At 35.2% G+C, this 25,954-nt stretch carries 25 protein-coding genes, 1 pseudogene and 2 riboswitches; of the genes and pseudogenes, 2 read left to right on the top strand and 24 right to left on the bottom strand.

Annotated elements, in window-relative coordinates; all coding sequences use genetic code 11:
• Position 1: 1 nt before the first annotated feature.
• Positions 2 to 1,153: a type IV pilus assembly protein PilM gene (gene pilM, locus BLS22_RS07250; RefSeq protein WP_090552849.1), complete on the bottom strand. Its 1,152-nt coding sequence runs from the start codon at positions 1,151 to 1,153 to the stop codon at positions 2 to 4.
• 13 nt (positions 1,154 to 1,166) lie between these two features.
• Complete coding sequence (locus tag BLS22_RS07255) at positions 1,167 to 1,934, bottom strand: prepilin peptidase (RefSeq protein WP_244269492.1); 768 nt, start codon at positions 1,932 to 1,934, stop codon at positions 1,167 to 1,169.
• A gap of 466 nt (positions 1,935 to 2,400) precedes the next feature.
• On the opposite strand from BLS22_RS07255, the gene BLS22_RS07260 reads away from it, so the two are divergent.
• Positions 2,401 to 2,865: a sigma factor-like helix-turn-helix DNA-binding protein gene (locus tag BLS22_RS07260; protein ID WP_090552851.1), complete on the top strand. Its 465-nt coding sequence runs from the start codon at positions 2,401 to 2,403 to the stop codon at positions 2,863 to 2,865.
• A 10-nt stretch (positions 2,866 to 2,875) separates the two neighbouring features.
• Here BLS22_RS07260 and BLS22_RS07265 read toward each other — a convergent pair whose 3' ends face one another.
• The 3 genes from BLS22_RS07265 to BLS22_RS15080 form a co-directional block, all read right to left on the bottom strand.
• On the bottom strand, positions 2,876 to 3,184 hold the full coding sequence (locus tag BLS22_RS07265) for a DUF5658 family protein (RefSeq protein ID WP_090552854.1): 309 nt from the start codon (positions 3,182 to 3,184) through the stop codon (positions 2,876 to 2,878).
• A 153-nt stretch (positions 3,185 to 3,337) separates the two neighbouring features.
• A complete protein-coding gene (locus tag BLS22_RS07270; protein ID WP_090552856.1) occupies positions 3,338 to 4,273 on the bottom strand; it encodes a hypothetical protein in 936 nt (311 codons plus the stop codon).
• 111 nt (positions 4,274 to 4,384) lie between these two features.
• Positions 4,385 to 4,492: riboswitch (cyclic di-GMP riboswitch) on the bottom strand.
• Positions 4,493 to 4,625: 133 nt separating this feature from the next.
• Positions 4,626 to 4,709, bottom strand: a riboswitch (cyclic di-GMP riboswitch).
• 782 nt (positions 4,710 to 5,491) lie between these two features.
• Entirely contained in the window at positions 5,492 to 5,665 is a 174-nt protein-coding gene (locus BLS22_RS15080) for a hypothetical protein (protein ID WP_176762091.1), read from the bottom strand.
• 242 nt (positions 5,666 to 5,907) lie between these two features.
• On the opposite strand from BLS22_RS15080, the gene BLS22_RS07275 reads away from it, so the two are divergent.
• Positions 5,908 to 6,684, top strand: a complete 777-nt coding sequence (locus tag BLS22_RS07275; RefSeq protein WP_090552859.1) for a DUF169 domain-containing protein — start codon at positions 5,908 to 5,910, stop codon at positions 6,682 to 6,684.
• Between the two features lie 209 nt (positions 6,685 to 6,893).
• Here BLS22_RS07275 and BLS22_RS15360 read toward each other — a convergent pair whose 3' ends face one another.
• From BLS22_RS15360 to BLS22_RS07365, 19 genes and pseudogenes are all read right to left on the bottom strand, one after another.
• Complete coding sequence (locus tag BLS22_RS15360) at positions 6,894 to 7,241, bottom strand: hypothetical protein (protein ID WP_244269493.1); 348 nt, start codon at positions 7,239 to 7,241, stop codon at positions 6,894 to 6,896.
• 81 nt (positions 7,242 to 7,322) lie between these two features.
• A pseudogene (locus BLS22_RS15610) lies at positions 7,323 to 7,433 on the bottom strand (pilus assembly FimT family protein); the annotation flags it as partial.
• Between the two features lie 52 nt (positions 7,434 to 7,485).
• On the bottom strand, positions 7,486 to 7,902 hold the full coding sequence (locus tag BLS22_RS07285; RefSeq protein WP_090552865.1) for a type II secretion system protein: 417 nt from the start codon (positions 7,900 to 7,902) through the stop codon (positions 7,486 to 7,488).
• A gap of 33 nt (positions 7,903 to 7,935) precedes the next feature.
• On the bottom strand, positions 7,936 to 9,450 hold the full coding sequence (locus BLS22_RS07290; RefSeq protein WP_090552868.1) for a DUF7305 domain-containing protein: 1,515 nt from the start codon (positions 9,448 to 9,450) through the stop codon (positions 7,936 to 7,938).
• An 835-nt stretch (positions 9,451 to 10,285) separates the two neighbouring features.
• Positions 10,286 to 10,717 carry a type II secretion system protein gene (locus BLS22_RS15490; protein WP_090552871.1) on the bottom strand — a complete coding sequence of 144 codons (432 nt, stop codon included), beginning with the start codon at positions 10,715 to 10,717 and terminating at the stop codon, positions 10,286 to 10,288.
• A gap of 155 nt (positions 10,718 to 10,872) precedes the next feature.
• Positions 10,873 to 12,078: a type II secretion system F family protein gene (locus BLS22_RS07300; protein ID WP_090552874.1), complete on the bottom strand. Its 1,206-nt coding sequence runs from the start codon at positions 12,076 to 12,078 to the stop codon at positions 10,873 to 10,875.
• A gap of 35 nt (positions 12,079 to 12,113) precedes the next feature.
• Positions 12,114 to 13,169 carry a type IV pilus twitching motility protein PilT gene (locus BLS22_RS07305; RefSeq protein ID WP_090552876.1) on the bottom strand — a complete coding sequence of 352 codons (1,056 nt, stop codon included), beginning with the start codon at positions 13,167 to 13,169 and terminating at the stop codon, positions 12,114 to 12,116.
• 12 nt (positions 13,170 to 13,181) lie between these two features.
• The gene (gene gspE / locus BLS22_RS07310; RefSeq protein ID WP_090552878.1) at positions 13,182 to 14,861 is read right to left on the bottom strand and encodes a type II secretion system ATPase GspE; all 1,680 of its coding nucleotides are present in this window, start codon (positions 14,859 to 14,861) and stop codon (positions 13,182 to 13,184) included.
• Positions 14,862 to 15,343: 482 nt separating this feature from the next.
• Positions 15,344 to 16,207 carry a shikimate dehydrogenase gene (aroE, locus tag BLS22_RS07315; RefSeq protein WP_090552880.1) on the bottom strand — a complete coding sequence of 288 codons (864 nt, stop codon included), beginning with the start codon at positions 16,205 to 16,207 and terminating at the stop codon, positions 15,344 to 15,346.
• Positions 16,208 to 16,211: 4 nt separating this feature from the next.
• The gene (locus BLS22_RS07320) at positions 16,212 to 16,715 is read right to left on the bottom strand and encodes a YqeG family HAD IIIA-type phosphatase (protein ID WP_090552883.1); all 504 of its coding nucleotides are present in this window, start codon (positions 16,713 to 16,715) and stop codon (positions 16,212 to 16,214) included.
• 379 nt (positions 16,716 to 17,094) lie between these two features.
• Positions 17,095 to 17,796: an RNA polymerase sporulation sigma factor SigK gene (gene sigK, locus BLS22_RS07325; RefSeq protein ID WP_330386490.1), complete on the bottom strand. Its 702-nt coding sequence runs from the start codon at positions 17,794 to 17,796 to the stop codon at positions 17,095 to 17,097.
• Positions 17,797 to 18,031: 235 nt separating this feature from the next.
• Positions 18,032 to 19,705 carry a peptidoglycan D,D-transpeptidase FtsI family protein gene (locus BLS22_RS07330; protein WP_176762092.1) on the bottom strand — a complete coding sequence of 558 codons (1,674 nt, stop codon included), beginning with the start codon at positions 19,703 to 19,705 and terminating at the stop codon, positions 18,032 to 18,034.
• A gap of 58 nt (positions 19,706 to 19,763) precedes the next feature.
• Positions 19,764 to 20,399: a uridine kinase gene (udk, locus tag BLS22_RS07335; protein WP_090552892.1), complete on the bottom strand. Its 636-nt coding sequence runs from the start codon at positions 20,397 to 20,399 to the stop codon at positions 19,764 to 19,766.
• Positions 20,392 to 21,633, bottom strand: coding sequence for a peptidase U32 family protein (locus tag BLS22_RS07340; RefSeq protein ID WP_090552895.1), 1,242 nt, complete (start codon positions 21,631 to 21,633; stop codon positions 20,392 to 20,394). The genes udk and BLS22_RS07340 overlap by 8 nt, the downstream gene beginning before the upstream one ends.
• Positions 21,634 to 21,635: 2 nt before the next feature.
• Positions 21,636 to 22,289 (bottom strand): O-methyltransferase, encoded by a 654-nt coding sequence (locus tag BLS22_RS07345; protein WP_090552898.1) that lies wholly within the window; start codon positions 22,287 to 22,289, stop codon positions 21,636 to 21,638.
• 162 nt (positions 22,290 to 22,451) lie between these two features.
• The gene (locus BLS22_RS07350) at positions 22,452 to 22,799 is read right to left on the bottom strand and encodes a YlbF/YmcA family competence regulator (protein ID WP_090552901.1); all 348 of its coding nucleotides are present in this window, start codon (positions 22,797 to 22,799) and stop codon (positions 22,452 to 22,454) included.
• A gap of 210 nt (positions 22,800 to 23,009) precedes the next feature.
• Positions 23,010 to 23,609 carry a LysO family transporter gene (locus BLS22_RS07355; RefSeq protein ID WP_090552903.1) on the bottom strand — a complete coding sequence of 200 codons (600 nt, stop codon included), beginning with the start codon at positions 23,607 to 23,609 and terminating at the stop codon, positions 23,010 to 23,012.
• Positions 23,599 to 23,898 carry a LysO family transporter gene (locus BLS22_RS07360; RefSeq protein WP_090552906.1) on the bottom strand — a complete coding sequence of 100 codons (300 nt, stop codon included), beginning with the start codon at positions 23,896 to 23,898 and terminating at the stop codon, positions 23,599 to 23,601. Before BLS22_RS07360 ends, BLS22_RS07355 begins: the two co-directional genes overlap by 11 nt.
• Before the next feature lie 115 nt (positions 23,899 to 24,013).
• Entirely contained in the window at positions 24,014 to 25,684 is a 1,671-nt protein-coding gene (locus tag BLS22_RS07365; RefSeq protein WP_408633668.1) for a ribonuclease J, read from the bottom strand.
• Positions 25,685 to 25,954: the final 270 nt, after the last annotated feature.

The following is a 25,954-nucleotide window of genomic DNA, read 5'->3' on the forward strand; positions in this document are numbered from 1 at the left end:
CCTATCTTCTTATCAAAGCCCCAATGTTATTGACATAGGAGGCTATATTGATATTGGTTCCGTTGTTTTCTCTATTTAGATTGCTGATAGCATTTATTTTGTAAGTAGGTATGTTGAAGGTCCCCTCCAGATAGCTAGGCATTCCTCCCAATTCACCACTACCACCATAGATATAGATTTCATCTATAACGTTTCCTGTATTTCTTGTAGTGTAGTATTTAAATACCTTTTCTATCTCACCAACCCAGTTATCAATGCTGGTTTTTACAATGTTCATCAGTCGAGAAGTAGAAGAAAAATCCTCTGTTTCCTTTTCTAAATAACCATTGGCTATTTCTTCTCCCACCCCTTCACTACCAGCAGCAGTAAAGTGATGATCACCTTCATTGATATCCTTAATTTCTTTCTTCCTGAGTCCAGCTTCTTGTAAGGAGAGATCAAGAAAATTGCAAATATTTGCATCAATATCCTTTCCCCCCACCTTTAACAAGCGATTAAACTTAAAGATACCCTTTTCAATCATGATAATATTAATCTGGGTGTGACCTAAATCAATAATTGCTATGGTTTTATTAGAAAAATCATTAACCCCATTAATCTTCACCGACCCAGCAAAAACCTTGTCTACCCCATTGGAGTGAATGTCTAAAGCTATGGGCTTTAACCCTAAGGACTCTATCAAATGAAGATAATCCCCTGCTATTTTCTTAGGAAGAGCCGTCACCAGTACCTTTGTTTTTTCCAGTTCACCGTCCTTAAAGGTTTCCAATAGCTTATATTGAATGATGTATTGATCTATTTCGATAGGAAGGTATTGTTCAATTTCAAATTCCAGCATACCCTTCATTTGCTCATACTTTACAGCCGGCATATCTATTTCCCTCGTTATGATAGAGGTACTCTCTAGGGTACATACTGTTTTGGTGGCCTTGATTCTATGGTTATGTAAAGCTCCAGCAATAGCCTCCTTTAGAGGGAGCATGTCAATTATTTCTCCATCATAAAAGGTATCAATAGGCGTTTCAATCGTTACCACTTTATTGATGGTAACGGTGTTTTTTTCATACTTTCCTACAACCATTTTTATACTGTGGCTACCGATATCAATGGAAAGCATTTCTTTTTCCCACATTTTGAAAACATTCTTTTCCAAGTCTTTTCCTCCTTTATAGGTTATTGAAAAATCGTTCTATATACCACGTTAAAATTTCCCGTTGCCAACAGATGGTGATAAAGGCGGCTAGAGCAATAAAAGGACCAAAGGGAACAGCCTCCTTTCTACTCTTTTTCTTAAAAGCCAGCAGTAAAACCGAAAGGCCTCCCCCTATGAGAAATGACAAAAGCATCATCAGTAGGGTGGTTTTCCATCCCAGCCAAAAACCCAGCACCCCCATCAACTTGATATCACCACCACCCATGCCACCATTAGAAATAATAGCAATCAGAAGAAAAAATCCTCCTCCCATTAAGAGTCCCCCTATGCTGTTAAGGAGGGGGAAGGAAGTATCATAAAGCAACATATGAACTGCTTTATAAACCAACCCTATAAGGAAGATCAAAATCACCATACCATCAGGAATAATCTGATGATAGTAATCTATCATGCTAATAGCAAGCAATATACTAGCCAGGGCTCCATAGGCCATAAATTGCAGGGATAGTCCAAATTGTATATATAATAAAACATAAAGGACACTATTAAACAACTCAATAAAGGGATAGCGGGGAGAAATTTCCTCTCGACAGTAACAACATTTCCCCCTGCAGACCATATAGCTTAATACCGGTATTAAATCCTTCGGCTTCAGAGAAGTGCTACAGCTGGGGCAATGGGATGAGGGATAGACGATGGACTCCTCCCTAGGAATACGGTAAATGCAGACATTGAGAAAAGAACCGATTAGGAGACCAACCATTATTATAATTATAATCACAATATCCTTTCCTTTCTTTAGTATTAATTGGTTTAATGTGATTTACAGACATTAATACAAAATAGTATACATAAATTTAAAAACAGTCCAACACAACAACCATAATCTTACATATATTACAATATTATACCATATTTTCACATATCGTATAATGTTGTAATAATATTTCGCTTGACAAATTAAGCCTTGTTTAGACATATACCCCCCAGTCTTAGTAAGGCTTAGTAAAAATTGTTTCTTGTTGAAATTCAACGTTTTTTAAATAGGCTATCTAGCATCACTGGTAAAAATAATCCCTATACATCCTCGGATTTCATAGAAAAACCACGATTTTTTTCCTCTATTTTTCACTAACTATGTACCAATATCCTTAAAACCCTTTCTTGTTGTACATAATTAGTGAAAAATATCCTTCATCCCCACCTATTGTTATGATATACTTGGAAATAAAAAGGGGGGTTATCCTGTGAAAAAAGAACTGCTTATTGATATTTTTAAATATCACTTTCTTGAAAAATTATCTTATCGTGAGATTGCAGCTAAGTTGAATATCGATAGAAGAACAGTAAGTAGGTATGTCCATATCATGGAAAAAAATATACAGTCCTTAAAGGATAACCCATCCCCTACAGGAAAGTCTGGTGATAAGACTACCCATGCCTATATTTTTCATGATTGGGAGGATTATATGGAAGACATCATTGCCTATAAAGCTACTAGAAAAAAGAAGGCATTAACTCCTACTACTAAAAAAGCCATTTATAGATTAACAGAAGTCCTTAATACCACTAGTCCTCAAAGAATTTATGATTTTATCTATGAAAATTATGAAGAGTTTCAAGGCACGATTGTGGATGGTCTTACCTATTCCTCTATTTGGCGAGCTTTGCAGGAGAAACAGAATGAAGATGAGTCAACCCCTAAGGATTGACCCTGAATTATTAAGAGATAAAATATAAAGCTACCCATCTAACATGCAGTACCATTATCCAAAGCTTTACAGCCGTTAATCCCATGAGGGCTTTAGATAACCACGGTATTTTAGACCTGACTTTGTATAAAAAAATCATCGCTATTCCTACATATAATACCACACCGATTATGGATAGGATCATGGATAAATGAATAAAGTAATCCATGATAGGGTTTGCCTCTTCTATAATCCCCAGTTGTAATCCTATCGACGTAAAAGCTATGTCAAAAACCGTTAGTAAAAATATACCATAGTAGATAAAACGATTTTTTTTCATAATCATACAACTCCTTATTATAAGTATATGCAACAAAAACTTGTGTGTTGTATGATAGTATTTGAAGTATTCTATTAATCCTCTCTGGTACTTAATGGCATTGTAGGGTCAGCTTCCCTATAGAAGGGTTTTTCTTGTTTTGATTACAGTCACCTAATCTACCGCGGGAATACCTACTACAGCATGGGCAGCAACATAGATATCGCCATTAAATTTATATTCTTCCCCTACCTTAAAGCCCAATTGACCAGGAGCATTGGTTAAGCGACCCCGACGGTCTGAAGGAAGCTCTTGGTTCCCAATCCATAGATGGGTTTCTTGAAGTGCATAACCACTAAATATATCATAATTTACAATCACTGTACCAGCTTTATAATCAACTATAACATTTCCAACATGAATTCCATTATCAAGATTATTTTGACCAGCACCAGCCCACAATTTCAATACATATTCACCTTCACTAATAGGTCCATTGGTCCATCCCCAGTTGTTTGCATTTAAGCCCTCAATAGATGTAAACTTTCTTGCAATATTCCCACCATAAGCCCAAGCTGTCTCTTCATAGAACATAGGCTTTTCACAATAGTAGAAAGTAATATGACTCCAGCCTGAGCCAGTATTGTTAGGATTATTAGCTGGTTGTTTTAACCCACAGTCATTGTAAACTCCCTGAGGATATTTAGGATAATAACTGTATAAGTTACCACCTTGATTTCCACCTTTTACATATACATGAAATACTGGCATAGTTGATGCCCAAGCAAATGTATCTCCATTATTTGTGATTGTTACTTGAAACTTTGAATTAAGATCTGTACTTGCAGTATCATCATCTCCGACTTTATATATGCCGTCTACTAATTCGTTTTCATCTAAATCTATTTTAAAAGCTTTTAATATACAGCCTTCTGGAGCCTCAAGGCTACTAGGAATTGGATTTGGTCCTAATATAGGGATGCTGTCATAGCTCCCCGTAGTAGGGTTGACTTTTGGACTAGTACAATCTTCAGTGCCTGCAAAAACAAATTGAACTAGTGAGAAAATAAGCATAACAGCTAGTAAAATGCTGAATAATCTCTTTTTCATAATATTCCCCTCTTTCATCTCATATAGATTCATTGTTTTATACCTTTATTAGCATATTAGCAAAACAGTTTAGATTTGATTTATCATCTGTATTAGAATAACGATTCTATAATCAGCAACCAGACTATCATAGTGGCAAAGGTATCGTTATCATACCATCTGCACCTTAGACTCTAGGCTTTGCGTCCTGTTCTTTTGAGCAGTTTGCCCTTCCTTAGGTCAGTATATCTATAAATGTATGAAAAACTAATTTAAAGCTATACCTATAGATTAACTTTACTTTTATGTCACGAGTTAGTTAATCCATACTTAATCATAAGCACTCCTCCCCTCCCCTCCCATTGATAATTTATTTACAAGAGGTCGGTTACACTACCAGCTCCATGTGACCTAAGTGTCCAAATAAAGGTCATACTTCATAGCTCCCTATTGCTTGGTAAGTAATAAATATCTTGTTATTCTATATCCTTAGGTATAAATGATACTAGCCAAAAGTAGTATAAATGTTATTCTAATGTAGTATATTCTTTGGACATTAATAATATTATAATTAGCCAAAAGTCCTATGCAAATAAATTTCGCTAGTCATTTCTGGGCAAATAATTGTTGTTATTTCAATATTTTAAAGCGTTTTTATTTATTGTTATGGTTTTATAAGAAACCCTGTTGTTCCTAGTTAAAGCTTGTAAATTATTAGCTTAAAGAAATAGTTTTTTTACTTCTTCTGCAGGGTCTATTTGTATCATTAATAGTGTCCTCCTTTATTAATAATGTTATCATTTATGATAACATTATATATGATAAATTTCATTTCCCACACTTTCAAATGATCACTTTCTTTCTAAGAAATGTTTTATCCTGAATCTTTTGGAACTTCTGACAATCTCTTTTAAGTTGAGTTCACCAAAAATTTTCTAGTGGGATTTACCTCTTTTTTCAACAAGATCGTCCCTTGTGTACATTCTTACCGAAAAATTTTGTCTGTCTTACCCCCCATTTTGGGGCATAAAAAATCCTAGGTATACTTTCCTGTCCCTAGGGGGACAAAGAGGTGTTCTTTTGGTAATCTCTAGGCTAAGTAATAGTTTTTCAGTTTTGAGTGATAGGTATTTTATTATGTTAACTGTTTTTTAAAAATTTATTTGCCATGTAATTGATGATTGCCTCCTTTAGTAATTTCTTAGGTGTAATGCCCTCAGGAATGATTAGGGAAACCGATTAGTCACTGTTTAGCAGAATTAGTGTGTTGGTGTAGTTTTCTCCACCATCCACATCCCCGTACTCTCCATACTCACTGTCTAAGATTTCTACCAGTTCTCTGACTACCTCTACTACCTTGTGTGGTAGTTCTGTTAGTCTTTTAGCTTCTTCTACATGGGCTATTTTTATCATTGATATTGTCCTCCTTTATTAATTTTATTATCATTTATCATAAGATTGGATATGATATATGTCTTTCTCCTTTGATTTTTTCCACACAAAAAGAGCCGACCTGTTAAGATTGACTTTTTTTGTTCAATAAGTTAGTAATTTAAGTGCCTGACACCCTTTTCTTCTATCTTTAATAGACTTTTTTTAGACGATAGAATGGTAAACTTATTAAATACAATTTAAAAAGATGGAGAGTGAGATAATTGAGTCATAAGGATATCATCAAACAATTAAACTATACACTGGGACTTTCTCGAAATATAGTAGGCATTAAATTTATTTTTACAAAAGAAGAATTTGATAGCTTAGATATAAAACAAGTAAACTATAAAATGTCTTATTGTAATACTGTAAAACTTGCTTCAAAAGGTAAGTCTTTCAAAGCAAATTCAGATAATTTTTTATGTAAAGCATCTTCCAGGGCCTTAGGGCTAATGGATGTAGATAATGAAGTAGTATCGGGGAGGCTTTATCATTCATTCAATATGTACAGAAGTGTTGGAATTGCAAAAAATGTGCAAAGAAATGTAACGTATGTTGATCATAAAATCTATGGTGTTGTAGTAGGACCTTTGAAAGAGATAGAAATAAAACCTGATGTGATTATCATGATTACCAATCCTTATCAAGCTATGAGGATAGTACAGGGATACTCATATGATTGTGGAATTCCTACAAATATTAAATTCACTGGTAATCAAGGGGTATGTTCAGAATGTACAGCCACGCCCTATGAAAATAATGATATAAATGTATCATTATTATGTGCAAATACGAGATTCGCAGCCAAATGGGATGATAATGAAATGGGAATAGGTATGCCCTATCACATATTTGAGACTATTGCTAATGGAATTATAAAAACATTAAATCCAAGTGAACCTAATATCAAAAAGAGAAAAATAATAGAACAAATTGGAATAGAAAACATAGCCATTCCAATAGAGCTTGGAACAAGCTATTATAAAAGTGGTAAATAATCAACTTTAAAGACCTATATAGGTCTTTTTTATTTAATAGGAAAGTCCTACTTTTCCTATTAAATAAAAAGAGCCAATCATTAAGATTGACTCAGTAGTTTTGTTTAGTAATTTCAGTTATTGAGTTGCTAAAATAAAGCTCTTTAGATTGTGGGTGTAGTTTTATAATCACAGTATGTTTTCTGTAATTCTACTTCTTTGATAAGTTATCAATAGGTTGTCACAGGTATTACTTTTAAGTACGAGTAAGTATTACCTACGGTTCCAATGATATTAGTAGTATTTTGAGGAAATATCTCCTTTTGTATCGTATGACCATCAGAAGCCTCCATCTTTACTCTGACATTTTTTCCTGATATAGAAAACTCTACTGATAAATCAGAAAGGTTTGAATTTCTAATTTTGGAAACAACCATACCCTCTTTTGACACTAAATTGCCTACAGAATCATCAGTATTAACAAATATCATTTTTCCATCAGATACATCAGCTTCTTCACTTCCGAGAAGTTCTATCCTTGTTGCAGTTCCTATTTGTTTTTCTAGATACTCAAGCATAAATCTAAACTCATTCTGAGTATTTACTCGGGTATCAACTAGCCGATAAGTTTGACTGTTGAAATGAAAAAGAGAATAGGTCAATGTCATAATTATCGATATAAGTGCTAAGACTATAATCAATTCTACAAGGGTGATGCCCTTATTAGAATTATATTTAATTTTTGTTATTATTGAACATATACTTTTCAAGTTTGATACACCCCTCTATCCATATACAGCAACGTTATAAATATTATCCACTCTAATCAGCTGTGCGGTTATATGCTCTATATACATAAATTTCTGTTTCCACGACTTCATCATTAACTGTTTCCTCTTTTTTAATGACTATTTTGTCAACATCAACTTCAGTTTCATGTATAGAAGTACCAAATTTCACTGTCAATTTGTCATCTACTCTATTATAATCAGTGATAGAGTGGGGAAAATCATTAGCAATTAGTTCATCGATTTCAGCTTGATTATAACCAGATATAGCACTTTCTGCAATAGTTGCAGCATCAGAGACATTTTTTGTTCTGCCACCAGAACGTACAGCCAACAGCACACTACTAGTGTAAACCGTTCCTATCACTACAACGATTATTCCAAGTAATGCTAATCCGACAATAATTTCAACTAAAGTCAAACCCGATTCACTTTTCTTAGGATTATTCATATTATCACTCCTAATAACTCATTTGCCAAGCTGTTATTGAGGCAACCAAAACACCTTCATTGAATCAGGTTTTGGCACTGCTACAGTAACAGAATGGTGCACAATTTGTATTGGGGTAGTTGTATCAACCCTGTTATAACCTGTGGAACCTTCTCCCCCACTACCGCCTGAGCCAGAGCTCGGGTCAATGTGAACAATTCCAATATTATTGCCACCTGATATATTTCCAGCGACAATACTACCATGAACTACAGGTTCACTGTTTTTAGTGTTTTGAAATTGAAAACTTGAATAGGGAGCATACAAGTAGCCATATAATTTGATGGAGTTTCTAACAATAATTTTATTATTTTCAACATCTCGATCATCTTCAGGTTGATCAATAATTATATAAGTTAGGGGAATTGCTCCACCAGACATATTGTCTTGAGTAAATGTAGGTTTGTTACCACTGGAAAAGGTAATACCTCCATCACTTTTACTATTATCATAGATATAAAGATAAAACTTACCTGATCCCGTTACATGAAAGCTATTGTTATTACCAAACTCAAGTCTATTAAGCATTAGGATTACATCACCTTCTGTAGTATCAACCGTAAAATGTTTGTTATGTCCTAATGCAATACTTCCATAATATCCACTATCTATCGCTCTTATTGTTGGTGGCAAGTCTGTAGTCTTTAAATCTTCAAAACGAGAATCTGTTGATATATCAACAGGTAACAATTCTTTTGGTTCTATAGGATCTGTTGGCTCGCTTTGTGAAAAATCTCCTAATTTGTTATTTCCAATATTAATTATGCCTTCATATCGTCCACTGGCTTTAGTACCATTTGACTTCGTTAAGTCAACATTGTTTCCAAGATTTACATTATTATGAGAGTAAAATGCATCTCCAAAGGATGCAGGATGATTTGCTGGAAGTTCATATTCTTCCCATGTTGATGTGGTTTCTTCAGAATTAATAAGTATCGAATAGGTTTCGTTATCTGTATCAAAATTTAGTTTTAGTGCGGCTCTAGCAGTATTCCCATTTACAGTTGCAGAAGCCTGAAGTTTATAACCACCAGAGACAGGAATAACATTAACAACTATATCACCTGTGTCAGCTCCAACTATTCCTTCAACAGTATGTGTTGTGCCACCCACTGGCAATACATGATTCCTTATAAAATCTAACCCTAAGTTGTACTCATATTGTGCATTTTGTAGATCCAGCACTGCTTGATTTAATGCTTCAAGATATTCAGCCATTTCATCTGGATCTCCACTGTCTATCTCATCAATGGCTTTACTTTTGGCCTCAACTACTGAGATTCTATCACTAATCTTTTCTTGAACTTCAATTTCTATCGCTGCCCTTACAGCATCCACTGCAGACCTAGCTACATAATAGGCTTTTGTTTGGTTTTCATCTATGATACCATGTTTTGATTCAAAATTCACTGCCGTTATTGTCACGGTAGTTAAGATAATTACAATTGCAAATAAAATTACTACAAGTGGCATTACAATGCCTTTCTTATTTCTTAAATAGTTAAACATATAGCTCATCCTCCTTGACGGAATTTTAATAAAATTTACTAACTGACTATCGATATCCTAATAAATCACACAAAGTTCTTTAATACTTCATCATTTTTCTTCAGTATACTTTAAATAAATTTATTAAAAAAGCTATGCTTTTGTTTTCTAGTTTGCAAATTTTTCAACATTATGTTTAAAACGAAGAATTAATCAAGCTATTAATCTATTATATGTTCTTTAGATTTAAAACTATTCAATAATTGATAATACTATTGAAAAGGTAAATTCACTACCCATTCAACCTTCTTCTAAACTACAACTTTAATCTGAAATTTATATTTATTTACAATACTATGTCTATAAATTTTCAATAATTAAGGCATTTAAATATTTTAAAAAGAAAATTCTTAAATGGAGGTCAATCATTTCAACTGACCCCCATTTTGTTAGGTGTTTAATTTAGATGTTCAGCACCTTTATTTCTTCAACAAAGAATCGAACACACTACAACCCTTCCCTTGACAGGGTACATTCCCTTGATTTGTATTGAACCACAGGAACCGTGACCTTGGTTGTATGATTAAACATATCTACTTGCCCGCTATTTTTACCCATCATAGTCTGAAACCTCCTAAATTTCAACGGTTTATATGCTTATATTATATCATATAATTTAAGCATTTGGTTGAATTTATTGGAAATAGCAAGGGTTTGAAGGGATAAATTTGCCTAAACCCTTACTATTGTTTGTTTATTCAAATCAATGAATTTTTATTAAATCACTAGAATTTTTCGGAGCTTTCCCTGGCACTAATCAGTTTCTGCCGTCCCCTTGGTTGTACCTTTGGTTGTTCTATTCAGTTCTAGTATTAGCACCAGCAAGTACCTTATCTTCTCCACTTTCAGTGTTACGATAAATTCCTACTCTAATTTCGTCAGGAGCACCTTCTACTGTAGTAACATCAACGACAGCTTCCAGTGGCTTATTATTTTTATCTTTAGGCCATTCATCTAAATATACATCTAGGCCATCAATGTGTTCCAACTTAGTATGAGTACCATTGGTTAATTCGATATCATTATTATCAGCTAAAGCTATTGTTATCGCATTATACAATGTTCGAGCATTTCCCGCATCTGCACTTTCTTTAGCTCTTTCTGTAAAACCCATCAATCTCGGAACCGCAATCAGAGCCAGTATACCCAAAATCGCAATAACAACAATCAGTTCAATTAGAGTGAAGCCTTTTCTGTTTTTCATTCTTTTGGTAAACATTTGAATCATTTTTGTTTCCTCCTTTTTCTTCTTTTAATTTTATTTTTTTATATACAAACCTCTATTCCCCTATCCCCTTATAATTTTACACGCCTTAGTCACTATTCACCGCCACTAGGGTGATAATGGGATGTAGGAATACAGGTTGCTATCATTAGGCTTTTTTACTGTACAGTCTGGAGCATATCAAACATCGGTAGTACCATAGCGATTACGATAAATCCGATGATGACTGCCATAACTACAATCATAATGGGCTCCAATAGGGTAGTCATCTTTCCTATGGCAAAGTCCACTTCTTCGTCATAGAAATTAGCGGTTTTATCCAGAATATCATCTAGAGTTCCTGACTCTTCACCGATACGGATCATATTGTCCAGCATAGGAGGGAAAAGTCCCGTTCTTTTAATAGGTGTGGCTATATCTACACCCTTTCGAACATCCTCTCTAGCCTTCATGATCCCCTCTGCAGCATATTTGTTACCTACAGCATTGGCCACATTTTCCAGAGACTGTAGTAAAGGTATCCCACTGGCAAGTAACGTGGACAGCGTTCTTGAAAACCTTGCTGTCACAATTTTTTGGTTTAATTGCTTGACTATAGGAAGACTAAACTTTAGCCTATCAAACCTTAGTCCCCCATCCTCCGTGGTGATGTATCGTTTTATTCCGTAGAAGAGAACTATCGCCCCTATTAAGATAATGTACCAGAAGGTCCTAAGTCCTGCACTGATGGCTAGGAGAATCTTGGTTGGTAGGGGTAAGGGTACACCACTGCCTTCAAACATCCCTAAAAAGGTTGGCATAACAAAGGTCAATAAAAAGATAACGACTGCCACAGAGACAAAGGTTAGGATAATTGGATAAATCATGGCACTTTTAATTTTGTTGTTGATTTTGTTTTCCTTCTCGTAATGGGTAGCTAGTCTATCCATGATGATATCTAAACTGCCACTTGTCTCTCCAGCTGCCACCATGTAGGTCATCAGCTGAGGAAAGACTGTTGAGTGCTTCTTTAGCGCCTCAGAAAAGGTTAACCCTTTTTGAACCTCCTCATAGACCTCTGCTACTATTTTTTTGAGTTTTTTGTTCTCCACCTGCTGTCTCAGAATATCTAGGCATTGGATGATGGTGACACCGGCATTTAGCATGGCATAGAACTGTCGGCAAAAGACAGATAAGTCCTTGGTTTTTACACTGCTAAAGATTTGCATGTCCCGAATATCCTTGGATTCAGCTTCTTTAATAGAGATGGGATAATTTTGGTTTTGCTTTAGCATCATCACGACTTCGTTTTTGGTTTTAGCTGTATAGGAGCCTTCAATGTTTTCACCATTGGTGGTGACGGCTTTGTATTCATATACCGGCATATATTCCCCTCATTTCCTGTAGGATTATTATCGCTTTAAAATACCAGCTGTTTTTTTACATAATCTATATCCAAGGCATATTGCAATGCTGTTTCCTTTGAAATGATCAGACGTTTATATAAATCAATCAGGCAAGAATCCATCGTCTGCATTCCAAACTTCATTCCAGTTTGAATGGAGGTTTGGATTTGATGGGTTTTCCCCTCCCGCACGAGATTTCGAATAGCATTGTTGGCTACCATTACCTCAAATGCAGCTACACGCCCACTTTCATCCTTCTTTGCCATCAATTGCTGTGATACAATTCCCTCCAGCACCGATGCCAGCTGGATTCGTATCTGTTGCTGCTGATAGGGAGGAAATACATCTATAATTCTATCGATGGTCTTGGCTGCCCCTAGGGTGTGGAGGGTTGACAGAACTAAATGTCCCGTTTCTGCTGCTGTTATGGCGATAGCTATGGTTTCTAGGTCCCTCATCTCACCAACTAAAATAACATCAGGGTCCTGTCTCAAGGCGGATCTTAAACCATTGGCAAAGCTAAAGGTATCTGCTCCGATCTCCCTTTGGTTGATGATACTTTTGTTGTGTTTATGTAGATATTCTATAGGGTCTTCTAGGGTTAGAATATGGCATTTTCTCTCTGCATTAATCAAGTCCAGCATAGAAGCTAGGGTTGTGGATTTTCCGCTTCCAGTTGGCCCTGTTACTAATATAAGTCCTCTATTTTTTCTGGATAAATCCTTTAGGACTGGAGGTAATCCCAGTTCCTCCATGGAGGGGATCTGGGAGTGGACCACCCTCATGGCGATAGAATAGCTTCCCCTTTGTTTATAGGCATTTACTCTAAATCTACCCCTACCTTGGGTAGAATAGGAGAGGTCTAATTCTCCCTTTTCATCTAATAGGTTTTGCTGCTTTTCTGTGAGAATTTGTTTTGACAGTTTTTCTGTATCCTCTGGACTTAGTCTAGTTTCCCCCATAGCTACTAATCGTCCGTTTAGTCTAATGGTTGGTGGAACTGCTACAGTAATATGTAGGTCTGAAGCCTTCAGCTGTAGGGTTTTATCCAATAATTCAAAAATATCCATTCCCTTATCCTCCTAATCTAGACTGTAGGTTACCTTAATAAGCTCGTCCATAGTGGTAACCCCTTTTAACACAAGGTTAGTGGCATTTTGTCTTAAGGTAACCATTCCTTGCTCTACTGCTTTTCTTTTTAATGCCTCCACCGTCTGTCTAGTATCAATTAAGGACTTGATGGCATTGTTAATAGGCATAATTTCATGTATAGAGGTCCTTCCCTTATAGCCTGTATGATTGCAAAAATTACATCCTGTTCCTTTATAAAGGATTGGATCGTGATTTAAGTCCAGTAATTTTCTTTCATTATAGCTACCCTCATAGGAAATTTTACAGTTTTCACAAATTTTTTTAACCAATCGTTGAGCAATGACCCCTACGACAGAGCTGGAGATTAAAAAGGGCTCGATTCCCATGTCTACTAATCTGGTGACGGTGGAGGCAGTATCATTGGTATGGAGGGTGCTTAATACTAAATGACCTGTTATAGCAGCCCTTACTGCAATTTGAGCGGTCTCAGCATCTCTAATCTCACCAATCATAACGATATCTGGGTCTTGTCTTAGTATCGCCCTTAAGCCATTGGCAAAGGTAAGACCTGCCTTGACATTTACCTGGGACTGATTGATGCCCTCCAGACGATATTCAACAGGGTCCTCCACAGTGATAATATTTTTATCAATTTTGTTTAGCTCCTTAAGTACAGCATAAAGGGTGGTGGTTTTTCCACTGCCGGTGGGACCTGTAACCAATATAATGCCGTGGGGGTTTTGAATGATTTTATCAAAAACCTCTAGATTTTCGTCTATGAAGCCTAATTGACTTTTGGATAGTACAACTCCGCTTCTATCTAACAAACGAATAACGATTTTTTCTCCATATACTGTTGGCAATACGGAAATCCGCATATCAATGTCTTTACCGTCTACATTGGTTTCTACCCTACCGTCTTGAGGAATTCTCTTTTCTGCTATATCCATTTTGCCCATGATTTTTATTCTTGTAACAATAGCAGAATGGCTTGTCTTTGCAAGGGTCATAATTTCCTGTAGATCTCCATCTATTCTAAAACGAATTCTTAAGCTCTTTTCCCCTGGCTCTATATGAACATCGCTGGCTGTTAGTTTAATGGCCTGGCGGATAATGGAGTTCACCAGCTTGACTACAGGGGCATTGTTGATTTGGTTGAGGGTTTTTTCATCCAAATCCTCTATAGACTCTGTGCTAAAATTTTCTTGAAATTCCTCTAGGGCTTGTTCGGCACTTTCCTTTTCGTAGTAAACCCCAATGGCATTAAGAATATCGTCCTTGGTGGCAATGACGGGCTCTACCTCAAGACCTGTTGCTATTTTAATATCATCTAAGGCAAAGATATTTAGTGGATCTACCATGGCTACCACTAGCTTTCCCCTATCCTTTTTAATAGGTATAAGGGTATGACGTCTTGCTAATTTTTCATGAATCAATCTAGGTATCTCCGGATCAATATAATAACTATCTAGAACTACATGGGGTATACCTAATTGAAATTCTAATACTTCTATAATCTCTTTTTCGCTAATGACCTTCTCTTTAATCAGTATTTCTCCTAGCTTTTCTCCTGTGGTTTTTTGCAGCTTCAAGGCTTCCTCCAGCTGCTGCTGGGTAATAAAGTGGGCATCTACTAATAGATCTCCTAGCTTTTTGTTTTTTACGCTCATTGTATACAGCTCCCTATAGGTATGTACTCATTATATAAATTATAGAGACATCACATCCCACTTGAAAACATGGTTCGTTTGCCCTATTGACATCATTTGCATGATATTTCTAGTATAAATTAAATATTCTGAAATAAATGTCGAAAAAATATGTCGTTTATAATTTTTTTTCTACAGCAAATTTCAGCATTTAACTGTTAGCTTTTTATATATTTCCAATAAAAAAGGCTAACAATATATTTTACATTGTTAGCCGGTTACGCCACTATATCCCTACAGCTTAAGGCGTCCATCTATATCTGCAGTTCATCCATTCTAAAGATTGCTTAATGACTGTCCCTATATTTATTTACTTTATTATACATTAAGGTTTTGTTGTTTGTCAATTATTTCCATTAAGTATAGGTGTTTTACATAGATGAATAACCTGTTACGGATGGAGGGATTGGTCTATAGATCAGCAGTGGATGAGGGTGTTGTTTCTAATCATGATATATTTTTGATTTTAAAAATCCTTTTAAATCTTGAAAATCTAATTTTGCATCAGTCCAAATCTCGAAGGCCAAGATTCCTTGATCTATCAGCATATCTAAGCCATGATGTATTTTGCAATTGTTTTCCTTTGCTTTTTTCAGGAGTTTGGTTTCAAAGGGTTGATAGATAATATCACTGACGATTAAATGACTATGGAGTTTTAATTGATCTTCAAAAGGTATATGATCTACATTAGGCACCATGCCTATTGGGGTACAATTAATGAGAATATCGATTTCTTCTGTATGTAATTCTTCAGGGGTTATGGCCTCATGGTTAATGGTTGCAGATTTTTTGATGGTATTGAGGACATTGATGACTTCAATGGCTTTATTGATACTTCTATTGCAGATCTTAATAGAACAATCAAAATGAATGGCCAGAGCTACTGCTATACTTTTGGCAGCACCTCCAGCCCCTAATAGTACTATTCTTTTATCATGAAGGTCTATACCCTTTCTCTTTAATCCATTTACGAAGCCTAGACCATCGGTGTTATATCCAATCAATTTTCCATTTTCATTTTTTACTGTGTTGACGGCTCCAATTAGCTGGGCTTCCTCTGTTATGTCATCTAAAAATTCCATGATTTTTATTTTATGGGGATAGGTTACATTACATCCTATATAACCTAACGCCTTAATTCCCTCTATAGCTTCCCTTAATTTTTTTTCTTCCACCTTATGATTTACATAAACACAGTTCATATTTAACTGCTGGAAGCCATAATTATGTATGATTGGTGAAAAACTATGATCTACTGGATTCCCTAATAAACATATGGTTTTTGTTTTTCCATTAATGGTATTCATTTTATTAATCCCCCCTATGATCTTTTAAAACCACCCTTAATACATGTCTTTCTATTTTTCTTACAAAGGTTGTCCACCAAAATTCTTTACTTTCAATAGGTACCACTAGAACGGTAATGAGACCCATTCGGTTCCCCCCTAAAACATCTGTAAAGATTTGATCTCCTATGACAGCTGTGTTATGAATTTGTGTTCCCATTTGTTCCATAGCCTTCTTAAAGGCTCCCCTTCTAGGCTTTACCGCCCTATGTATGGCTGGCAACTTCAATTCTTCGTTAAAGGTTACTACTCTATCCTCCGTATTATTGGAGACAAGGCATACTTCAAATCCCTCTTTTTTTAAATTTAATAGCCATTCCTTTGATTTTTCACTGGCATATTTTACATCCCATGCCACTAGCGTATTGTCAATATCAATGATTAATCCCTTGATGTTTTTTGCCTTTAATTTTTCTAGGTCTAGATGTAGTATAGATTCTACATATAAGTCTGGTGTCAAAAGCTTCATTAAATATCACCTCATTGTATTTTCATCATTTCCTTACATGATTATCTTTATAGTTATTATTTGAGAAAACTACAAAATTTAAACCAACTTATTGAGGAACTCAGGTCATATAGAGAATTTCACAATATTTTATAACTCTAGATTCCTTCTATTATAGCATATATTTTATGGAAAATATTTCACCGTTGTAAATAATTTACCATGGGGAAAGTTATTATTTTTATTATATTGCCGTGGGAATAAGTAAATTTCAACATTTTTAGCTTTTTTTTGCTTTGTTTTTCCAGTAAATCTATATTTATTATCATTTCGACAGTAAATTTTCCCAAAAAAATATCTAGACTTATAAATCTGTCTAGATGTTATAATTCCTCATTTATTAATTATGGTCAAAGGCTTTATACAGTTTTTTTATGGCTCTTTTTTCAATTCTTGAAACATAGGATCTGGATATCCCTAGCATCTTTGCTATTTCTCGCTGGGTTTTACTACCTCCATTACATATGCCGTATCTAAGCTCTAAAACCATCAGTTCCCGCTTTTTTAATACACTGGCCATTTTTTTATAGAGCTTTTTAATCTGTATTTTAAGTTCTACCTCGTTCAACACCTCATCGGGCTCTGTCCCCAAAATATCAATTAAGGAAATTTCATTGCCCTCTCGATCTACACCAATAGGATCCTGTAGGGATACTTCTGTTTTTACTTTTTTATTGGCTCGGATCGTCATGAGGATCTCATTTTCTATACATCGTGCAGCATAAGTAGCTAGTCTAGTTCCTTTGTTTCTGTTAAAGGTGGTAATCCCTTTAATTAATCCAATTGTTCCTATGGAAATTAAATCATCGGTATCACATCCGATATTCCCATACTTTTTTGCAATATGGGCTACTAATCGAAGATTTCTTTCTACAAGTATATTTCTAGCTTCCTCATCTCCTACCTCAAATCGTTCTAGGTACATTTCTTCCTCCTCCGGCGTCAGCGGTTGAGGAAAAGAAATGTTGCTGGATATATAAGACACACCTAATAGAAATGGTTTTATCATATTTGTAGCTATCTCTGTCAATAAAACCAACATATCTATCATCCCCCTTTAAAACCTATACAATAGGTCACTTTAAATAATATGTTTTAAAATGCCTATATGTGCATGTACGTTGATAAATTGGGGATGTCTGTGTCGGTCTTTTTTAAATTTTTAGTTCTGTTAAAGGCTATTGTTAGTTTTTACATTCTATGAATTCTTGAATTCTGTCGTAGTTTTATTTATACAATATCAACATCTATGTTTAACATGGCCTAATATTTTGCCATTAGTAGCCTACTGCCATCATTTTTTCTAGTATTTTCTGGAAGACAGGAACTGCCACTGCTCCTCCTGAGCCCCCCTCTTGTATAAGAACAGTTATAGCGTATTCAGGGTGAGTTGCAGGATAGTAGCCTGTAAACCATGCATGTAATACTGTATTGCCCCTTTTAGCTGCTTGAGCTGTTCCAGTTTTCCCAGCAGTAGTTTTAGCCAACTGACCTATATTTTTTCCAGTTCCCTCCATCATTACAGTCTCCATTAGCTTTTGTAATTGTTTAGCATTTTTTTGTGATAATACCCTATAACTATCTTTTGTATCAAAGGTTTCAAGGATTTCATAGTTATTTAAAATATCCTTTAATATATGGAGGTTTTTTTTCATACCGTTGTTTGCTATGATTTGTGTCATTTGATTTACTTGGAGGGGGGTAACCTCGATGGTTCCTTGTCCTATAGCTATGTTGCCAATAGCAGGTCCTAGTAAGTGATCTCCACTAGGTAAATTCCCTATTTCTTCTTCCTGCAATCCTATATCTATTTTTTCACCAAATCCAAATCTTTTAGCAGCTTCTATAATGCTTTCTGCCCCAAGCTTCTGACCTAATTGTATAAAAACGGAATTGCAGGATTCTGCAAAGGCCTTCTCAAATGTAATTTCACCATTACCATCTCTATTGTGGGCATTACATCGAATTTCTATATTCCCAATCTGTTCCGACCCTGTGCAATAAAAAGTCTCTTCTAATGCAACCATTTCCTTTTCTATCGCTGCCGCTGCTACAACAATTTTAAATATAGACCCTGGTGGAAAGGTCATTTGTATTCCTTTATTAAATAACTCATCTCCACTGCTCTCAATATGCTTAGCTATCGTATTGGGATTATAATTGGGCCTGCTAACCATAGCCAATATTTCCCCAGTTTCAACATTAGATATAATAATGGCTCCCTCTTTATGCTCTTGATCCATTACCTCCTCAGCAATTTTTTGTAGGAGATAGTCAATGGTTAATCTTATATCCTTTTGTCCTAAGGGCGAACTGACAACAGAAAATCCTTCTCCAGGCAAAAAACGTTTTCTTCCATCTAATGTAGCTGCTAAAATTTGGGTAGGGGTTCCCATTAATAGATGATCTAGAGACTTTTCAAGACCTGCCATTCCTTTCTTGTCTACTTGATTTATATAGCCGATGACATGGGTCAATACAGGATAATTTTCATAACGCTGTCTTTTGTCAACAATAAATAATCCCCTCGTATTTAAAATTCTTCTATCCTGCCAATCTATTTCTTCAGTAATTGGTATTTCGATGGGGTAACTGGCATAACCGATTCTATAACCAAGATGAACTGGATTTTCCCCAGTAATTTGGCTCAAAAAATCTAAACCCTCCTCATTTACAACAAATAATTGAGGAAAGATAACTGCAATTTTTTTGTTGTTTCTATCGGTTAAGGGAATAAAATTACGATCAAAAAGGATACCTCTGCCGCTGTTTATAGGAATATTTAATTGTCTCTGTCGATTAACTTCTTTTACATAAAAATCATGTCTCAGAACCTGTATGTAAAATAGTCTGCCTATCAGTAATAGAACAATGATAGAATAGAGAGCTCCAATAAACAATAATCTTTTTATGTAAACTTTTTCTGTCTGGTTTCTTTTTTCTTTCCTCATAAAAAACTCCCCTGCATATTTTTTAGTAGTATCACCAAATATACAGGAGATTAAACGATTACTTACTTTTACTTCTTTCATTAACAATAGATTGAATTTTTGTCACAATAATATCGATTGCTACTTGATTAAAACCACCCTCAGGAATAATGATGTCAGCATATTTTTTATTGGGCTCAACAAATTGAAGGTGGGCTGGTCTTACAGTTGTTAAGTATTGATCGATTACTGATTCTAAGGTTCTGCCCCTATCTTTTATATCTCTAACAATTCTTCTTATAATTCTTACATCAGCATCGGTATCTACAAATATTTTGATATCCAGCATACTTCTTAGTTTTGGATCTTCTAATAGCATAATTCCTTCCAATATAATAATATCCTTTGGCTCCACTAATTCTGTTTCTTTCTTTCGGGTATGCTGTTCAAAATCATAAATGGGTTTGTCTATGGATTGGTTTTTTAGTAATCTAGTTAGATGTTGAATAAGAAGTTCTGTATCAAAGGCTAAAGGATGATCATAATTTGTTGTTACTCTTTCCTCAAATGTTAGGTTGGATTGATCTTTATAATAGGAATCCTGCTGAATAATGGCAATATTTTTTTCTGGCTGACTTTTAAATATGGCTCTGGCAACAGTACTTTTTCCCGACCCTGTCCCCCCAGTAATCCCAATAAGAATCGGTCTATTCACTTTCCTCTTCCTCTCTTTCTTTTCTAAGTATATAATAGGGCTCTAGCTTCTCTTGTACTTTAAATTTAACGATTTGCTTAGGATGGGGTGCTACTTCTATTTTATTGCCTTCCTGATCCCACATCTCTTCAATGGTCATATGAATGACTTTTTCATGGGGACCTATAATTTCAATTTTATCCCCTGCAAAAAACCGATTTCTTTGCTGTATAGTAGCTATTTGGTTTTTTTCGTCATAGTCCTGTACAATCCCTATAAAATTATACCCTCTTACATAGGATTTGTCACCATAAATATGTTCTTCATGTCCGGGCTTGTCTAGATAAAACCCAGTTGTAAAGTCACGGTGACTGGCTTTTTTTATTTCCTCTAGCAATTGTTGGGAACATTGCCATCCTTCAGGATTTTTATAATAGCTGTCAATCGCCAAGCGATAAGCCCTCACGATTGTAGCTACATAATAGGTGGTCTTCATTCTACCTTCTATTTTTAAGCTGTTAATTCCAGATTTGATGATTTCAGGAATATATTCAATCATACATAGGTCTTTGGAGTTCATAATGTAGGTGCCATGTTCACCCTCTATAATAGGCATATATTCTCCAGGTCTTTTTTCCTCCACCAAATAGTAATTCCATCTACATGGATGGGCGCACTCTCCACGGTTAGCATCCCTCCCAGCCATATAATTACTTAATAAACATCTTCCAGAGTAGGATATACACATGGCTCCATGGATAAAGGCCTCTAATTCTAAGTCCTCAGGAATATTTCTCCGTATTTCTTCTATTTCATCAAAGGATAGCTCCCTTGCCAGTACAACCCGTGAGGCCCCTAAGCTATGCCAAAAATTTACCGTACTATAGTTGGTGTTGTTTGCTTGGGTGCTTATGTGGATTTCCATATTAGGGACAGTTTCCTTGACAATGGCGAAGGTCCCAGGGTCTGATACGATTACAGCATCCACCCCTATCGTTTCTATTTCCTTTAAATACTTAGGAAGCTCCTTTAAATCATCGTTATGGGGTATGATATTGGCGGTGACGAAAACCTTTACACCTCTTTGATGGGCAAAATCAATACCCTCCTTTAATTCTTCTAGGGTAAAGTTTTTCGCTGAAGCCCTTAACCCAAAGATTTGCCCTCCTACATATACAGCATCAGCACCGTAGATAACCGCCGCCTTTAATCGTTCTAAATCTCCTGCAGGAGCTAATAATTCAACCTTTTTCATCGTTATTCCTCCAACCTTCTATAACTTATGGCTACACCATCACCAATAGGGATAATGGTGGTGTCTAATTGAGGGTGATTGCATATATAATGTAGATAATCCCTCATTCTATTAACAATTGTCCTTTTCCTTCTTATAACTAGGTCATCATTGGCGACCATACCTTTAAATAATATATTATCAGAAACTAAGATGCCACCAACCTTTAGTGAATCTATACAATTGTTCAGCATTTCCTTATAATGTCCTTTAGCACCATCTAAAAAAATGAGATCATATTTACTGTCTAGGAAGTTTAAAACCTCCTGAGCATCTCCCTGTATCACTTGAATATTGTTAGTGAAATCAGCCTTTTTTATATTGTTTCTAGCCTTCTCTACCCTTTCACTATCCCGTTCTATTGTTGTAACATGACAATCCTCTCCTGCCGCTTGACAAAGGAGGATGGTGGAGTAGCCTATAGCGGTTCCAACCTCTAATATTTTTTTGCTTCTAGAGGTTTTAGTAATTACCTTTAATAGGGCTGCTACTTCCTTGTGCACAATAGGAATATGGTTTTCGATAGCATAGTGCTGTATTTCCTTTAATAACCCCTTATCTTCTGGCAATAACTCTCTAATATATTCTTCTACATATTCTTCTGTAATATTACTCACTTCTTTACAACTCCTTTGTTAACAAATAACATTTTAAAATCTATTGTTGTTTTAGGGTTTTTGCTTTCTATGTCAATGGCAGCTTGTCCATTTATTTTCTAATCTATTATATGATCCTCAACAAAAATTTACAAGGTAGCCCTAAAAGCTACCTTTTGTCATTTATTGTTCAAAACCGCTCATATCTAAATTTAGAGCTTCACCTAATATTTTGTAGATATCCCCCATCATTTGGGTTAATCTATACTCTGCACCTAACAATTCACTAATTAGAGGGTTTTCTACTAATTTATTGTATAGGCTTTGCAATTCTTGAATTTTATATTCCTCCACCTGCTGACCCAACATCTGCATTTTTTGAACTTCCAATTGATGCTTACGAAAACCATCCAGCATATTTTTAGATTGTGGATCTGATTTTACCTTTTCCTCCAGTGCTTTATATTGTTGATATTCGCTGCTTTCTTTTAAGGATCTTGCCAATTGGTGGGCATAATCATAGACATTCATACAATAATAACCTCCTATTTATTTTATATATTTAGCAACAGTATATACTTATGTTCATCTAGTTGATTCTATTTCTAAAGGCTATGTTAAAGATAGATATTGATATTATATAAATAAAACTATGACAGAATTCAAGAATTTATAGAATGGGAAAATCAACAATAGCCTTTAACAGAGCTTTTCTAAAAAAATCATAGGATCTAAGGTTTGCTATTTCAGTACTACCATTAAAGTAGGTACTAAAACAGGTACCATAGAAGATAGTATGACTCCTGTAATAAAGGATATAACAGCTATATTGCCGTCGGTGGATCTTGAAATAACCGGCAGGGCTGTATCCATAGCGGTGGCCCCTGCAGGTGCTATAGATTCCAGTTTGCCTATGTATTTTGCTACAAAGGGGATGGTTATTAAAGCAATGACTTCTCTGGTAACATTTGTAATAAAGGCCAATGCTCCTAACTCAGAACTATGCTTTGATAATTCAATAGCCGATAAGGAATACCATCCAAAGCCTGCGCCAATTGCCCCAGCTTCATTAATTGGAAGTTTAATCAATAAACCACCAGCAATGGCTCCAAGAATACTTCCCATAGCAATCATTAAAGGTATCAATAATATTTTGAAGCCTAAGTTTTTTATCTTTTTTAAAATATTTCCTTGTTTACCAATATCTATTCCAACAAAGAAAAGTACTAAACATAGCCCTATATCAATTATGATTCCCATATGGTCTCCTATACTCGGAGGAAATACAAAAAATCCTCCTGCAATTCCCAGTGCCACTGCTACCATAATTTTAACCGTCATTTTTTATCCCTTCTTTCCCCTTAAGTACTTTTCCTGTCACAAGCTTTACTGCTAAAATGCTAAAAACAATTGAAAAAGTTGCTAATACAATGGATTGATAGCCTATCACACCAAAATATTTTATAACGTCCTGATCTATACCTATATTAATCCCCATAATAAATAATAACAACAGTAAAGCATAGGTTTGGATATCCTCGATTTTTTCCATAAAAAAATTGCTTAATATATTTTTATAGCCAATGATGGCGCCTAAAACTAATATTAGCAAATAAAGTAAAATGTTCATTACTTCACCCCCTCTTAATAGAGTATACTACATCTAGATGGCTTTTTCCTACTGTCTTTTATATTTTGATGAAAATTTAACCCCGTCATCTGTGGTTAAGATGACGGGGTGTTGTTTATACCTCCATAATAACAGGTAAAATCATAGGTCTTCTCTTGGTTTTTGCATAAAGGAAATCTTTTAAAGCGTCTCTTATGGAGCTTTTTAGAATAGACCATTCTTTAATGTTTTGTTGTTCGCAATGCTCTAGAGCTCCCCTAACGATTTGTTTTGCTTCATCGATTAAGTCTTCTGATTCCCTTACATATACAAATCCTCTAGATATAATATCTGGACCTGCAGCAACCTTTCCGCCTTCTCTTGTAATGGTAACAACTACCACCATTAATCCATCTTCAGCAAGATGTTTTCGATCTCTTAAAACAATATTGCCTACATCTCCAACCCCTAATCCGTCTACTAAGACTGGTCCAGCAGGGACATTGCCTGCTAGCTTTCCATAGTCCTTGGTAATCTCTACTACATTACCATTTTGTATGGTAAATATATTTTCTTTAGGCATACCTAAGTTTTCAGCTAATTTTGCATGTTGTTTTAGATGTCTAAATTCACCATGGACTGGAATAAAATATTTGGGACTTGCTAGTTTATGCATTAATTTAAGTTCTTCTTGACAAGCATGGCCTGATACGTGTACATCTGCTAAGCTTTCATAAATGACATCAGCACCTTTTTCAAATAATTGGTTAATTACTCTGCTGACTGTTTTTTCATTTCCAGGTATGGGGGTAGCTGAAATAATTACAGTATCTCCAGCCCGAATATCCAGTTTTCGATGGTCTGAGGTTGCCATTCTAGAGAGTCCAGCCATAGTTTCTCCTTGACTTCCTGTTGTGATGATGACAATTTCATGGTCTTCATATTGATCTATATGATTTACGTCGATAATTAAACCATCGGGTATAATTAAATTCCCTAATTCTTCAGCCACTGCAACCACATTTACCATACTTCTTCCAGATACAACGATTTTTCTATTATGCTTATGGGCGGCATTAACAATTTGCTGTACCCGATGAACATTGGAGGCAAAGGTGGCCACGATAATTCTACTTCTGGTATTATTAAAAATATTTTCAAAGGTGGCTCCTACACTTCTTTCAGACATGGTTGTACCGGGTCTTTCTACATTGGTGCTATCAGCTAACATTAATAGAACGCCTTTTTTTCCTAGCTCTGCTATTCTTTGAAGATCAATCATCTGTTCATCTATAGGTGTATAGTCTATTTTAAAGTCCCCTGTATGGAGAATTACACCTAAGGATGTATGAATAGCCAAGGCACACGCATCAGGAATACTATGACTGCTTCGTATAAATTCTACTTCAAAGCCTTGGATTTGTACTGTTTCTCCTGGTTCAACTCTTTGTAAATGAACATCTGATAATAGTTTATGTTCTCTTAATTTGTTTTCTACTAGTCCTAATGTCAATCGAGTTCCGTATACAGGCACATTTATCTTTTTTAGAACATAGGGTAATGCTCCTATATGGTCCTCATGTCCATGGGTTAAAACAATGGCCTTTATTTTATCTTTGTTTTTCATGACATAGGTTATATCGGGTATAACGATATCAATCCCCAACATTTCATCCTCTGGAAAACTTAATCCACAATCGATTATAATCATTTCATCTTTATATTCAATGATTGTCATATTTTTTCCAATTTCCTTTAGCCCACCTAAAGGTATTACTCTAATTTTTGTAGGTTTTCTTCCCAAAATAAGTCACTCCTTTTTCATTTCTACATAATTTATCTTTTTTATATCATGCCCGTCCATAAACAATTTTGTTATAGGTGAACAACATATCTGTTTATTATAAAACCCACTCTTTTTTAATTCTAGGCTATGTTAAGGATAGATGTTGCTATTGTATAAATAAAACTATGACAGAATTAAAAAATTCATAGGATGAGAAAATCAACAATAGCGCTTAACAGAACCTAATTTTATATTAATATTTGATATATGTATTTTGTCCTAAAGAATGTA

Origin of the sequence: Natronincola ferrireducens (assembly GCF_900100845.1) — a bacterium.
Lineage (GTDB): Bacteria > Bacillota > Clostridia > Peptostreptococcales > Natronincolaceae > Natronincola_B > Natronincola_B ferrireducens.

What these genes read in the sequence shown, in the direction of transcription:
- BLS22_RS07265 (WP_090552854.1), bottom strand. Translation starts at nt 3,184, where the DNA reads ATGAAAAAAAATCGTTTTATCTACTATGGTATATTTTTACTAACGGTT.
- BLS22_RS07270 (WP_090552856.1), bottom strand. Translation starts at nt 4,273, where the DNA reads ATGAAAAAGAGATTATTCAGCATTTTACTAGCTGTTATGCTTATTTTC.
- BLS22_RS15080 (WP_176762091.1), bottom strand. Translation starts at nt 5,665, where the DNA reads ATGATAAAAATAGCCCATGTAGAAGAAGCTAAAAGACTAACAGAACTA.
- BLS22_RS15360 (WP_244269493.1), bottom strand. Translation starts at nt 7,241, where the DNA reads ATGCTTGAGTATCTAGAAAAACAAATAGGAACTGCAACAAGGATAGAA.
- BLS22_RS07285 (WP_090552865.1), bottom strand. Translation starts at nt 7,902, where the DNA reads ATGAATAATCCTAAGAAAAGTGAATCGGGTTTGACTTTAGTTGAAATT.
- BLS22_RS07290 (WP_090552868.1), bottom strand. Translation starts at nt 9,450, where the DNA reads ATGTTTAACTATTTAAGAAATAAGAAAGGCATTGTAATGCCACTTGTA.
- BLS22_RS15490 (WP_090552871.1), bottom strand. Translation starts at nt 10,717, where the DNA reads ATGATTCAAATGTTTACCAAAAGAATGAAAAACAGAAAAGGCTTCACT.
- BLS22_RS07300 (WP_090552874.1), bottom strand. Translation starts at nt 12,078, where the DNA reads ATGCCGGTATATGAATACAAAGCCGTCACCACCAATGGTGAAAACATT.
- BLS22_RS07305 (WP_090552876.1), bottom strand. Translation starts at nt 13,169, where the DNA reads ATGGATATTTTTGAATTATTGGATAAAACCCTACAGCTGAAGGCTTCA.
- gspE (WP_090552878.1), bottom strand. Translation starts at nt 14,861, where the DNA reads ATGAGCGTAAAAAACAAAAAGCTAGGAGATCTATTAGTAGATGCCCAC.
- aroE (WP_090552880.1), bottom strand. Translation starts at nt 16,207, where the DNA reads ATGAATACCATTAATGGAAAAACAAAAACCATATGTTTATTAGGGAAT.
- BLS22_RS07320 (WP_090552883.1), bottom strand. Translation starts at nt 16,715, where the DNA reads ATGAAGCTTTTGACACCAGACTTATATGTAGAATCTATACTACATCTA.
- sigK (WP_330386490.1), bottom strand. Translation starts at nt 17,796, where the DNA reads ATGTTGGTTTTATTGACAGAGATAGCTACAAATATGATAAAACCATTT.
- BLS22_RS07330 (WP_176762092.1), bottom strand. Translation starts at nt 19,705, where the DNA reads ATGAGGAAAGAAAAAAGAAACCAGACAGAAAAAGTTTACATAAAAAGA.
- BLS22_RS07340 (WP_090552895.1), bottom strand. Translation starts at nt 21,633, where the DNA reads ATGAAAAAGGTTGAATTATTAGCTCCTGCAGGAGATTTAGAACGATTA.
- BLS22_RS07350 (WP_090552901.1), bottom strand. Translation starts at nt 22,799, where the DNA reads ATGAATGTCTATGATTATGCCCACCAATTGGCAAGATCCTTAAAAGAA.
- BLS22_RS07355 (WP_090552903.1), bottom strand. Translation starts at nt 23,609, where the DNA reads ATGACGGTTAAAATTATGGTAGCAGTGGCACTGGGAATTGCAGGAGGA.
- BLS22_RS07360 (WP_090552906.1), bottom strand. Translation starts at nt 23,898, where the DNA reads ATGAACATTTTACTTTATTTGCTAATATTAGTTTTAGGCGCCATCATT.